The organism is Jezberella sp. (assembly GCF_964834465.1).
Window position 1 is genome coordinate 115,478 of the sequence record NZ_CBAZRM010000002.1, and the last position, 12,856, is coordinate 128,333.

The 12,856-nt window shown below is 53.6% G+C and carries 12 protein-coding genes; 5 read left to right on the forward strand and 7 right to left on the reverse strand.

The genetic code is table 11. The annotated features are described in order from the left end of the window. Nucleotides 1–18: 18 nt before the first annotated feature. The 5 genes from AC1W8Y_RS01870 (at nt 19) to AC1W8Y_RS01890 (ending at nt 4,264) form a co-directional block, all read left to right on the forward strand. Entirely contained in the window at nt 19–1,401 is a 1,383-nt protein-coding gene (locus AC1W8Y_RS01870) for a CoA transferase (protein WP_482012762.1), read from the forward strand. Nucleotides 1,402–1,482: 81 nt separating this feature from the next. Continuing rightward, nucleotides 1,483–2,712: a SorA family sulfite dehydrogenase catalytic subunit gene (gene sorA / locus AC1W8Y_RS01875; RefSeq protein WP_482012763.1), complete on the forward strand. Its 1,230-nt coding sequence runs from the start codon at nt 1,483–1,485 to the stop codon at nt 2,710–2,712. An 11-nt stretch (nt 2,713–2,723) separates the two neighbouring features. Then, entirely contained in the window at nt 2,724–3,035 is a 312-nt protein-coding gene (gene sorB / locus AC1W8Y_RS01880) for a SorB family sulfite dehydrogenase c-type cytochrome subunit (protein ID WP_482012764.1), read from the forward strand. 111 nt (nt 3,036–3,146) lie between these two features. Next, complete coding sequence (locus AC1W8Y_RS01885; RefSeq protein WP_482012765.1) at nt 3,147–3,815, forward strand: dienelactone hydrolase family protein; 669 nt, start codon at nt 3,147–3,149, stop codon at nt 3,813–3,815. 77 nt (nt 3,816–3,892) lie between these two features. Then, nucleotides 3,893–4,264 carry a cupin domain-containing protein gene (locus tag AC1W8Y_RS01890; RefSeq protein WP_482012766.1) on the forward strand — a complete coding sequence of 124 codons (372 nt, stop codon included), beginning with the start codon at nt 3,893–3,895 and terminating at the stop codon, nt 4,262–4,264. A gap of 25 nt (nt 4,265–4,289) precedes the next feature. Here the strand turns inward: AC1W8Y_RS01890 and AC1W8Y_RS01895 are convergent, their stop codons facing one another. From AC1W8Y_RS01895 to AC1W8Y_RS01925, 7 genes are all read right to left on the reverse strand, one after another. Beyond that, nucleotides 4,290–5,777, reverse strand: a complete 1,488-nt coding sequence (locus tag AC1W8Y_RS01895) for a TRAP transporter large permease (RefSeq protein ID WP_482012895.1) — start codon at nt 5,775–5,777, stop codon at nt 4,290–4,292. After that, nucleotides 5,777–6,316, reverse strand: coding sequence for a TRAP transporter small permease subunit (locus AC1W8Y_RS01900; protein WP_482012767.1), 540 nt, complete (start codon nt 6,314–6,316; stop codon nt 5,777–5,779). Before AC1W8Y_RS01900 ends, AC1W8Y_RS01895 begins: the two co-directional genes overlap by 1 nt. 135 nt (nt 6,317–6,451) lie before the next feature. After that, on the reverse strand, nt 6,452–7,384 hold the full coding sequence (gene kce / locus AC1W8Y_RS01905; RefSeq protein WP_482012768.1) for a 3,5-dioxohexanoate:acetyl-CoA acetone transferase: 933 nt from the start codon (nt 7,382–7,384) through the stop codon (nt 6,452–6,454). Nucleotides 7,385–7,459: 75 nt separating this feature from the next. Further along, entirely contained in the window at nt 7,460–8,401 is a 942-nt protein-coding gene (locus tag AC1W8Y_RS01910) for a 3-hydroxyacyl-CoA dehydrogenase (RefSeq protein WP_482012769.1), read from the reverse strand. A gap of 9 nt (nt 8,402–8,410) precedes the next feature. Then, nucleotides 8,411–9,196 carry an SDR family oxidoreductase gene (locus tag AC1W8Y_RS01915; protein ID WP_482012770.1) on the reverse strand — a complete coding sequence of 262 codons (786 nt, stop codon included), beginning with the start codon at nt 9,194–9,196 and terminating at the stop codon, nt 8,411–8,413. A 76-nt stretch (nt 9,197–9,272) separates the two neighbouring features. Further along, nucleotides 9,273–10,358: a hemin-degrading factor gene (locus tag AC1W8Y_RS01920; protein WP_482012771.1), complete on the reverse strand. Its 1,086-nt coding sequence runs from the start codon at nt 10,356–10,358 to the stop codon at nt 9,273–9,275. A gap of 165 nt (nt 10,359–10,523) precedes the next feature. Next, nucleotides 10,524–12,833, reverse strand: coding sequence for a TonB-dependent hemoglobin/transferrin/lactoferrin family receptor (locus AC1W8Y_RS01925; RefSeq protein WP_482012772.1), 2,310 nt, complete (start codon nt 12,831–12,833; stop codon nt 10,524–10,526). Nucleotides 12,834–12,856 lie beyond the last annotated feature (23 nt).

Sequence of the window (12,856 nt, forward strand, 5' to 3'; positions counted from 1 at the left end):
AACCGTAAGGTAGCACCGTTGCACCACGATATTGAAATCCTTCGTTCGTTTTGGCTTGCCGCCAACGGCGATCCCGCCAAAGTCAGTCAAGTATCCCTCACCGGTGACGGAGAGTTGCCGTCAGTTTTCGCGGTCACCTCTTTTGCCTCGGCAACAGTCGGTGCTTGTGGCTTAGCGCTTGCGAGCCTCGTTCAGGCGATGGGATTCGATACTGAACAAAAAGCACGGGTCATGGTCGACCGCCGATTAGCCTCGTTTTGGTTTCGTGATTCGATACGCCCTGTTGGTTGGCAGACACCCCCGAACAGCGACCCTATCACTGGGGATTACCAAACTCGAGACGGGTGGATCAGGTTGCACACCAACGCGCCTCACCACTATCAAGCTGCCCTATCTGTTTTAAACGCTGAGGGGCATCGTGCATCCGTGGCGAAAGCCGTCGCCAACTGGTCAAGCAATGATTTAGAGTCTGCCATTGTTGCCAGCGGCGGGTGTGCGGCGACCATGCGATCGTTTGAAGATTGGCAACAACATCCGCAAGGGCAAGCCGTGATGGCCGAGCCTCTCATTGACTGGGCAGAGGGCGCAGTGCGCAGGCAGCCCGCTTGGGCATTCAATCTGGCCAGACCGTTACAGGGATTGAAAGTGCTCGATCTCACCCGCGTGTTGGCCGGGCCCACCTGCACAAGAATGCTAGCGGCCTTCGGCGCCGAGGTGCTTCGAATAGATCCCCCTTGGTGGGTCGAACCCGGTAATGAGCCAGAGATGACGGTGGGTAAACGCTGTGCACGGGTCGACTTGCTAGCACCTGGCCATCTAGATCTCTTCAAATCCTTACTGCAAGCCGCCGATGTCATCGTACATGGCTATCGTAGCGACGCGCTCGACCGCTTGGGTTTGGGCGCGGCCGCTCGACAGGACCTCAGCCCCGGTCTGGTGGACGTCTCACTCAATGCGTACGGGCATACTGGGCCATGGAGACACCGACGCGGGTTTGATAGTCTTGTACAAATGAGTATGGGGATCGCAGAGCGAGGACAGCGGATAACACAAACGCTTGAACCAAAGCCCCTACCTGTACAAGCGCTGGACTTTGGAACGGGCTATTTACTAGCGACGGCGGTATTGCGGGCTTTAGAGACCAGAATTCGGACAGGGGCAGGATCGACTGCTCGGCTATCTTTGGCCAGAACAGGGCTTGAAGTCATGAAACTTCAACATCCCAGCGAACACACTCACCTCGGTTTACGACCAGAAACGAGCGAAGATCAGGATGCGCGACCCGAGCACACGCATTGGGGGTTAGCTCATCGGCTCAAGTCGCCAGTTCATCTCTCTGGCGTGGCTCAGTATTGGCAAATACCCGCCCAGCCACTAGGGAGTTACCCTTGTCATTGGTAACAAAATGACAGCACGCCGGTGGGTGTTACTCGTCTATGCATTACACTTTTTGTTACAACAACACATTGAGAGGATTCAACCATGGCAACCGATCAAGCGCACGCCCTCAGCCGGCGCAAACTACTTGCGTTAGGCGTTGTAGGGGCGGCTTCATCTTCGCTCTCATCTCTTTCCTACGCGGCCGGCACGAAAGTCAACTTACCATTCGCGTCGGGCGAAAGAGATCTGGTTGCTTTTCCTGAAAAAAAACCACTCATTGTGTTGACAGTTCGGCCACCACAACTGGAAACGCCTTTTAGCTATTTCGACAATAAAGTCATCACCCCGAACGATGAGTTCTTCGTTCGCTATCACTGGAATGGCATCCCGACTTCGATTGATGCCGCGACCTATCGTCTGAAGATTGGCGGCAATGTCGCCAAGCCTCTCGAACTCACGTTGCAGGATTTAAAAACCAAATTCACGTCCAAAAAAATTGTCGCCGTCAATCAATGTTCAGGTAACAGCCGCGGTTTTTTTGAGCCTCGTGTCAACGGCGGACAACTCGGTAACGGTGCCATGGGCAATGCGACTTGGGTTGGCGTACCGTTGAAAGATATTTTGAAAGCGGCCAATCCTGGCCAAGGTGCAAAGCAAGTGACCTTTAACGGGCTCGATAAGCCGCCACTGGGCGACGGGCCAGATTTTGTCAAGGCATTGGATATCGATCACGCGTTAGACGGCGAAGTGATGGTCGCCTATCAGATGAATGGCGCAGACATCCCCTTCCTGAACGGCTATCCCATCAAGTTGATTGTGCCCGGCTATTTCGGCACTTATTGGATCAAGCATCTCAGCGAAATCAATGTGGTCAATGATGTGTTTAGCGGTTTTTGGATGGCCGCCGCCTATCGTGTGCCAGACAATGACTGTCAATGTGTTGAGCCCGGCGCTGCTGTGGCAAAAAGCATCCCCATCAACAAATTTGGTGTGCGCTCTTTCATCACCAATTTGACCGACAAGAGTGTCTTGCAGGTTGGCAAGTCGAGCTTGGTGCGGGGCATTGCGTTTGACGGTGGCGCGGGGATCAAAGCGGTTAAGTTCTCGCAAGATGGCGGTAAAAGCTGGATGGCAGCCAAATTGGGACAGGACCTTGGGCGGTATTCCTTCAGACCATGGAGCCTCGAGTTCAAACCTGCCCAGAAAGGCACACTGGATTTGCGTGTGCAGGCAATTAGCGCTTTGGGTGAAACCCAACCAACGAGCGCTCGCTGGAACCCGCCAGGTTACATGCGTAATGTCATTGAATCCATTGCTGTCACCGTAGCTTGAAGGACGCTCATATGAAAACCAAACTGATCTGCCTCGCGATCGTCTTATTACCCAGCACCCTCTTGGCTAAAGAGATCCAGTTGCCAGAAGATGGCATTCTGTGGCGCACGTCATCGCTGCCCGGCTACCAAACCACGCTGGCCAATTGCTCGACGTGCCACTCGGCACATTACGCAGAGTACCAACCGCCAAACAGCGGCAAGGGTTACTGGCAGGCGACCGTCGTTAAAATGAAAAACGTCTTTAAGGCACCTATTAATGAAGAAGACGTCCCCGCAATCGTTGAATACCTGACCGAAACCTACGGCGCCAACAGAAAGTAGGTTTTTCAGTGCCCTTGTGACGGTTTAAACCTTACCCAGATGAGTATTGTCGTCGTCAAACGTTTGTTAAGATAAAAATCCAGTGAAGCAGTTCAACGACAGGAGATCGACATGGGTCAAGTGGTTCAACTCAAGGCAAGTGATGGTCACGAATTCGCCGCCTACGTGGCAAAGCCCGTTGCTCAGGCGCGTGGGCTGATCGTGGTCGCCCCTGAAATTTTCGGTGTTAATAGCCATATAAAGTCAGTCGCTGATGCGTATGCCGCAGACGGCTATCTCGCCGTTGCCGCTTCGTACTTCGATCGTGCTCAGCGTGATTTTGAAGTGGGCTATACCCAGCCAGATATTGCCGCTGGTATCGAAATCATGAAACAGGTCAAGTTCGACGATGTCATGCGTGATGTGGCTGCGGTTCTCGACTTTGGCAAATCAGCCGGCAAGGCTGGGATCGTCGGCTATTGTTGGGGCGGTGTTGTCGCCTTTTTGGCCGCTGCTCGCGTCCCGGGGTTGGCTGCTGCGTCGTCTTACTACGGCGGCGCGTTGCCCAACTTCATGTCAGAGAAACTTCAGTGCCCTGTCGAATTTCATTTCGCTGAACTAGATCACTCAATTACCTTGGCACAAGCTCAAGCGGTCGCGGCTGCTTACCCCGGCAATCCCGCGTTTTACTATGCTGCGGATCACGGATTCAACTGTGATCAGCGTGGGTCGTATGATGCCGCTGCTTCAAAGTTAGCCAGAGAGCGCACGCTCGCGATGTTTCACAAGTATGTTGGTTAGTCTCAAGAAGTCTTGATTCGACCACTCATCCCCCGATCGTTCCTCTGGTAACGCGGGGGATTTTTTCTGGAGACAACATGGAATTCAGCATTCAACACGCGAAAGAGGCGAGCTTTAAACACGACGGATTACGTGAGTATTTCGACTACCGAGATTTAGGTATTCACAGTGCGACGACCGGCAAAGCAGTCATGCATGTCATCAAGGCCGTCAAAGGCACCAACGCCCATGGCGAATGGCATAAGCACGACGTAGACATGCAGCTAGTCTATGTTCTCAAGGGCTGGGCAATCTTCGAGTACGAAGGCCATGGTCAACACAAACTCGAGGCGGGCACCTGCGTGCATCAACCCCCTGGGATTCGGCATCGTGAAATCGCTCATTCCGATGATGTCGAAATTCTCGAGCTTGTCATGCCGGGTGATTTCAAAACGGTAGTGCTTGAGTAGCAATCCTCTGGCGGCTGAGGGGGCACTACTTGAAGCTTCTCATCGTTTGTTCGCTGCTATCCTCGCTGCCTGTGTCCTCTTCAGTGTCAGCGTTGCCCTCTTGCGGCACTTCAATTTTGACCGCATTCACGTCAATGACTTGAGGTTTATCAACAAAGACAGTGACCGTCTGGGGCAAAAAAATGACAATCACCACCAGTAAAAGTTGTAACAAGACAAACGGAATTGAACCGAGATAAATGTCTTTGGATAAGACTTTTTTGGGCAAGGCACCATCTTTATAAATCTGATCAGCCGCGCCCCGAAGATAGAACAGCGCAAAACCGAAGGGCGGATGCATAAAGCTGGTCTGCATGTTGACGCACAACAGCACACCAAACCAGATCATATCGATGCCCAGCTTATTGGCGACAGGCGCCAGCATGGGCAAAATAATGAAGGCGATTTCAAAGAAATCGAGAAAGAACGCCAAGAAAAATACAAAGAGGTTAACCGCAATCAAAAACCCGATTTGTCCGCCCGGCAAGGACGACAGCATATGTTCGATCCAGAGTGCGCCATCGACCCCCTGAAAGACCAGAGAAAAAACTCGTGAGCCAATCAAAATAAACACCACCATCGCGGTGATGCGCATGGTACCTGTCACACCATTTTTGATGATGGGCCAGTTTAAACGGCCATGAAACGCTGCCAACAGAATGGCACCCACGGCGCCCATGGCACCTGCTTCAGTCGGCGTTGCAACAGCTGTGTCCATCCATGGCAATCCGCCCATGCTGCCCAACACCGCGAAGATCAGCAAGGCCGACGGAATGATGCCGCGCAGACATTTCTTCCAGAGCGGCCACCCTCTGAGTTCAAGTGACGCTTTGGGGATCCCCGGCAAATAAGAGGGCTTCACGCGACTCAGGATAAAGGTGTAGAGCATGAAGATCCCCACTTGCAGGATCGACGGGCCCCAAGCCCCTTTATACATATCCCCCACCGAACGTCCCAGCTGATCAGCCATCACCACCAACACCAAAGACGGCGGGACAAGTTGAGTAATCGTGCCTGAAGCAGCCAGCACGCCTGTGGCATAGCGCATGTTGTAGCCGTAGCGCATCATGACGGGCAGAGAAATCATCGCCATGGCAATGACTTGCCCTGCCACCGTGCCAGTGATCGCACCAAGAATAAAACCGACGATAATGACCGAATAACCCAAGCCGCCGCGAATAGGCCCGAACAACTGGCCCATTGAGTCGAGCATATCCTCAGCCAGACCGCATTTTTCAAGCACCGCCCCCATCAGCGTGAAAAACGGGATAGCTAAGAGCAAGTCATTGGTCAGGATACTGAATACATTCAGTGGCAGGTTATACATGAAGCTGACAGGAAACCAGCCCATATAAATTGCGATCCCTGCCGACATCAGGCCTAAGGCCGACAACGAAAAGGCGACCGGAAAACCGATCAGCATAATGATGATCAATCCCGCAAACATCAGCGGGGCAAACGTCTGCATACTCATCATTGCAGTGGCCTCTCGTAGGTCAGGTCCATCTCATAACGACCCAGCAACCACCCGATTCGCTTAATTAACTCTGACCAACCCTGCAACCAGACCAGCGTAAATCCCACTGGCAACATCAGCACCACAGGCCAGCGGATTAAACCGCCCGTGTTGCTCGAGACTTCGCCAGAGACATACATCCCCCAGAACATCGGCCAAGACAAATAAGCGAAAATCGCCATTGCCGGAAGCAAAAAAAGAACAATGCCCATGATGTCGATCAGGATTCGCTTTTTGCTAGATAACGTACCATAGATCACATCGACGCGCACGTGTTCGTTGACTCGCAGCACTTGCGCCGCGCCCAGCAGCACACAGGCCGTAAACAAGTACCACTGGATTTCAATCCAGGCATTTGAGCTATAGCTCAACGTATAACGCACGATGGCGTTAATGGCACTGATAAAAACGCACAAAATGACCGACCACTTCGCGATCAGTGCGAAAAAATCGTTCACCGCATCGATGAGACGCGCGAGATTTAAAAAGGCTTTCATGGCTGTCCTGAACTACAACCGTCTGACCAATTGTCAAACGGTTATTTATGCTTGCAAGACAGCAATCATACCTAAAAGGCCAAGCGCTTGAGGATTTGAGCCCTCCGGGCACTGGTTGTCCATGCGCCCGAACGACTAGAAAGCGACGTTATTACCGCCTTTCAGGGCTAAGATATCTCGGGCTTCGTCTGGGGTTGCCACCTCGAAGTTCAGGGCTTCAAGAATCGTTCTGATGCGAGTCACTTGCGCCGCGCTGGATACGGCGAGTTGCCCCGGCCCCATCCACAGCGAGTCTTCCAGACCCACGCGTACGTGCGACCCCATGGCGGCACCAATCGTCGCCAGTGGGATTTGGTTGCGTCCAGCGCCCAGAATCGACCACTGGTAACTGTCACCGAAGAGGCGATCCGCGGTGCGACGCATGTGCATCAAATCCTCAGGATGAGGGCCGATACCACCTAAGATCCCGTAAACCGTTTGCACGAAGATGGGGCCGGTGACTAAGCCGCGCTCAGCAAAATGTGCCAGGTTGTACAAATGGCTGACGTCGTAGCACTCAAACTCGAATCGAGTACCGTTTTCAGTGCCTTTACGCAGAATCGTTTCGATATCTTTATAAGTATTTTTGAACACCAAATCACGGCTGTTTTCGAGATGTTGACGCTCCCATTCGTGTTTGAACTCTTTAAATCTGCCCAACATCGGAAACAAACCAAAGTTCATTGAACCCATATTGAGCGACGCCACCTCTGGCATGAAAGTCATCGCTGGGCGCATCCGTTCTTCAACTGTCATGTGCGGGCTGCCACCCGTTGTCAAGTTAATGACCGCGTTGGTTGCTGCTTTGATCTGTTTTAAAAATGGTAAAAAAAAGGCGGGGTCTTGCGTCGGTTTGCCATCGACAGGGTCGCGTGCATGCAAGTGCAAAATCGCCGCACCGGCATTCGCTGCGTCAATCGCCGCTTTGGCAATCTCATCTGCCGTACAGGGCAGGTAGGGCGACATGGATGGGGTATGGATTGCGCCTGTGGGTGCACAGGTAATAATGACTTTACGAGCTGATGCCATGTTATGTCTCACTTATGATGAAGTCTTTAAAAATGCATTAACACCTTGAAAACCGTTGCGTCATATAGGTTTTAATTATTGACCGATATCGCGCTCTGCCGCCTTTTTGTGCGCCGCGAGCCCCATCAACCGACGGTCGCGCCACATCCGTCGATCCAGCAATTTATCTGCGTCTAAATATTCGCGACGTTCTGCCTCTAGCTTGGCTACAATTTCGTCGGACCACGGTTCGGTCGAGGTCTGCTCCTTCGCGATCGATTCGTACATTGGTCCGTACCGTTTTGCGTAATCTGCAATGCCGCCTGGCGCGTTCAAATCAATGGTTTCAAACGGCCCCATGAAAGCCCACCGTAAGCCGAGCCCATCTTTGACGGTGACATCAAGACCTTCGGCGTCAACGTAACCTTGCTCTACCAAGCGAAATGCTTCTCGCAACAAAGCGCCTTGCAGTCGATTCAGAATGAACCCTTCTAACTCTTTATGCACCTTGACGGGCTTCTGACCCGTGCTTTGCATGACCTCCCAGGTGCGTGTCACGGTATCTGCATCCGTCCAAGGTGCGCCACAAATTTCAACAACCGGCACCAGGCACGGTGGATTCACCGGGTGTGCGATAACACACCTCGCTCGGCCAGACAGATGTTCTGTAAACGCTGATGCCGGAATACTTGAGGTTGAACTGGCGAGCACCGTACCCGCCGGTGCGATGTGATCCATACGTGCAAAGATCTCCTTTTTGATGTCGAGCTTCTCAGGCAAACTTTCTTGCACATACTCAGCACCTTCCAAAGCCTCTTCGAGCGTCTTTACGCCTTTGATTCGTGCCAGCAGGACGGCGGGTGACTCATCGATCAGACCGGCCCGCTGCAAGTCGCCAAGCTGCTCTGCAATCAATGGCCTCGCCTTTGTGGTCGCTTCTGCAAACCCATCCCACATGCGAACTTCGTGCTTGCCGCGGGCAAAAACGATTGCCCAAGCTTGTCCGATGAGTCCCGTCCCGATGACTGCGATTTTCATGGTTGTCTCTCAACTGAGTTTTTGGGTGTAGCCATCTACCACCAATTCTTGCCCGTTAATGTAGCGGGCGGCGTCTGTGGCAGCAAATAGGGCCATATTGGCGATGTCAATAACGGTGACTAATGAACCCATCGCCGCCTGGGTCTCGTAGATTTTGGCAATGTCATCGACCGGTGCACCCAAGGTTTGCGCTTTGGCTGCTATGACCGCCCGGATACGAGGGCCATCAACGGCGCCGGGCAAGATTGCGTTAACACGGATGCCGTGAGGCCCCAGCTCAAGTGCGAGGGATTTGGTAAAACCAATAACCCCCCACTTCGACGCTGCGTAAGCGCTACGACCGGGAAACCCCAGATGACCGGCAGCCGAAGACAGATTGATCATGCTTGCACCGTTACCCGCTTTCAAGCGTGGCACAGCGAGCCTGGCACACAAAAACTGACCCGTCAGGTTAATCGCTAGCGTTCGTTCCCAGTCACTTAATTGAAGGTCTTGCACCATGCCGGTGGGCCCGGCGATGCCCGCGTTGTTGATCATGATGTCTAATCCGCCAAGCGCTGTATCCACCGCTTGAAACAGCGTTGCAACACTTTGCTCATGAGAGACATCGGCGTGGCAGCTTAGCAATCCTGGCAGCTCATTGGTCGTCTTGGCCAACGCCGCATCATCTACATCACAGATGAACACTTTTGCACCGTTTTCAACAAACCCTTGTGCGATGGCGCGTCCAATACCGCTGGCACCGGCCGTCACCAGCACGCGCTTACCCTTCAAAGATGGATCTTTGAGAAACATGTCTACCCCTGTGGTTATTGTTTTTAGTCAGGGGATCATAACAATATCTTATCGCTTGCGTGCTGGTCGGTTGACGCTAGCTTTGGCAGCAAGCCAGAGACACATGGCAGTTCATCCCTAGGATGTCTCGCCACACGGTAAGTTCGGGCTCGCCGGGCTTGCGGGCGCCGAAAAACTGCACGGTCAAACCTTCGTCAGCATCGTAAAGTTCTACGGAAGTCACCCATCCATCGACCGTTGGCTTGCTAACCACCCAAGCGGATGCAATCGCTTGCGTATTGAGATGCAAGTTGAAGCTGGGGTCGATGATGTTGTACCAAGGACCTTGACGATAAAGCGTATGTATCTGGCCCGTGTAAATCTGAATAGCCCCTCGGTTTGCGACAAAACACATCAGCGGCATCGCCCGGGTGGCGGTGTCTGCGAGTATCGCTTCAACGGCCTCAATCTCAATCCGTTGTGCAAGGTCTGTGCCGACTGCTTTAAACGCCGCCACGCGTGACACTTTGAAGCGACGAATCAACCCGTGAAACTCATGCGTATCCTGTAGCGCGAGCCATGCCTGTCTGAGTACCTGAGGTTGATCGACGCTTGAGTTCAGCACCTCACCCGGAGAATCGGCGCAGAGAGGCCAGGTGTTAGCGGGTGCTAGAAAGTCTTCAACTAGTGCCTGATAGGCAAGCATATTCGTGCGTTCAGTGCAGTAAATTTTGTGTAGGGCTCGGCCCGCCCGATCGAAAAACTGCAGGCTGCACCGCCCTAGCTCTGAGACTGCCCAGATGCTTTGGATGGCTGCTGTGAAGATCCTGAGGTCAATGGGATCGCCTTGAATCAGGATGACATGCCCTTCGTGATTGACGCTTGAGTATTCACCTCTTAACTCATGAACGCAAGCGTCGTTTCGAGTGATGGCAATCACTTGTCCGAGCTCGCCCATGCGACCGAACAAAGCGCTCGGTTCGAGGCGCAACTGCCTACTTGAGAGACGGTCTTGCCCGGCTGCCACCCATTGCACTTCCGTCAGCCCAAGAGAGCTAGCGATATCTCTGGCTCTGGCAGATCGTTGTTCTGGGGTTAACGCTTTTAGCTTCTCTCGCACCTCTAGTTGTCTAGCCCGATAGGAGCAATCTGCGACGGTTGTGTTCATTTCACTTGCTTTCATTTCACTTGCCTTCATTTCTCTACTATTCATATGCCTGTGGTGTTCAGCTCCGATGCCCTCAACCGGTTGGCCTTTCGGTTGGCCTTTCGGTTGTCCTTCTGGTTGGCCTTCCGGCTGCCCTTGCGGTTGGCATTCCGATTGGCGGTCCTTGAGATCGCCGTATTTTCAATATTGATAGGTCAGGGTTAAGCGGTAGTTGCGACCAGGCTCGCTGTACCAGTCGACAGGGCGCTGAGTGAGCTGAGCCAGTGCGGCGGGCTTGGCCCCGGCCGACGGCACGCCAGACGAGAGCCAATACTGCTTATCAAACAAGTTATTGACCCCCAATTGAACCGTCAGCCCCTCAATCACCGAAGGCCGCCAGTAGGCCGCAAGATCTACCACGCCATAGCCAGGCGTTTGATAATCCGGGATAGGTACAGCCGGCGTTGCGGTTGGATACTTCACGCTCGTACGTGCTGCCGCTGCCGTCATGATGGCGTGAGCACCCCACTGCTGATGGCGATACCCCAACCCTAGGGTGGTCGTGAGCGGAGCGACCGAATTCAAGGCCTGGTCAGTTTGCTGGTCGCGGCCGTCAGCCCAAGCGGCGCTTCCCCAAAGCCGCCAACCACTGCCAAGGTCTAAGTGGCCGCGGGCCTCGAGACCGTAAATTCTCGCTTGCTCAATGTTGGAGGAGGTCGTGACGCCCAGTGGATACATCGACGCCATCCCCGCTTGCCAAGCGCTGTGAGTTGCGCCGATCGGCACATTGCTTTCAATGAGATTTTGATATTGGTTATCGAAATAAGTGAGGCTCGCGCCACGCGCCTGACTGCCCAGCTGCAAGCCAAGTTCATAGCCTTGACTGGTTTCTGGTTGCAAGTCTGGGTTACCCAGGTTCAGATATGAACCGTAGCTACCGTAACGGCTGTAGAGTTGGGTCGCGCTGGGAGCATTGAAGCCCGTCGCATATTGTGCATAGAGGGTTGCCTCGTCGTGGATTGACCAGGAAGCCAACAGCTTGGGCGAAAGCCTAGCACCACTTGCGGTGGTGTCTGTCGAGGCATCTGGCGCCGAGAATGCCGACTGCCCTTGCCCATGAGGCCGCAGTTGGTAGCTGTCATATCGGATCGACGGCGATAGCGTGAGCCCGATCTCGTTGAGCGCTATCGCATGCTGATACCAAGCTGCCCATTGAGTACCGAGCACAGGGGGTACGTCGGATTGGTTGCTGTTGAGCACGGTGCACGCGCGTGGCCCAAAGGGTTGCTTCAGTTGTGCTGAAATAGAAGGGCAGTTGTCTTGGCCGGCAGAATACTGGGTGACATCGGTGTTAAACCATTCACCGCCAAGGGTAAAGGTCTGAGCGACTGTGCCAGCCAGATACTTGGATATTTCAGCATCTGCGCCATAGAGGTTTTCAGCGATGCTATTTTGACGGACGAAACTGCCATAAGGGTAGGCATATTGGTAAGGGTCACCGCGCAATATTCGGCCTCTCGCATCTGGTTTTCGGATGGCGTTCAGGTCACTGGCTAGTGCCGTTTGCTGCCAGTAGACTTTTGCGTGTAGCTCATCGACGAGACCCTGGGGGTGTGCCGCCTGATAGCGGTAGTCGAATGACAAACGCTCTCGGCGATGTTGATCGTGCGTCTGATGGTGGTGTTGCCGATAAGGGGTGTTGGCACCCTGCGCTGACATGTTGTCGATATCCCCGTCCTTCTCAAAATGCTCACCGGTAAGACCGAAGCGATGCTCAGACCCCAAGCGTTGCTGCACTTTCAGTAAATACGTTTGCTGCCCATAGTTCGCTGGATCCATTTGGCTACGCCCTGCCCCGTAGCCACCTTGCTGGCCCTTGTTGCTTACTTCAAGACCTTCACGCACGCCAGCTTGCACCAACCATGATGTCGAGTGGTGACGCCAAGCAATTGCCGTGTTAATGCCTGTACTTTGATCCAAGGTACTCAGGTCTGTCTTGACAAGTGCTGCAAAGCCCTTGTCACCCGTCAGCAGATCGTGAGGGCTTAGCGTCGTGAGCTTGATGGCTGCACCCAATGCCCCTGAGCCGACTGCGTTAGAGTCAACCCCGCGCACAATATGTAACGCCCACAGCGTATTGAAATCAAAAGCACTCAACCCGCCACGCACCCCACGTGCACCATCGTTTAGCCAAGGCTGGCGTATCTCGTCGATTCGCGTATTGACACGGCTTTCGTCCAATCCTCTGATGTTGATGCTTTGCGTACGGGGATTGAACTTCACACCGGGGTCTGCACGTTGTCCAAAATCAGACCAACTTTGGATTTGCAAATCATCGAGCGCCTGCCGGTCTGTGTGGGTCGTCCACGGCGTGTCGATGGCGTGATATGGCGCTTGCACCACCACCGGTTGAAGTTGTGTGACCCCACTTTGCGTGTTGGCCAAGGCAATAGACACCACCCCCAGCGACACAAAGCAAAGCGAGGTTTTGTAAGCAGACCGTACCGGCATGAAGCCCCCTTTGAGACATAAAG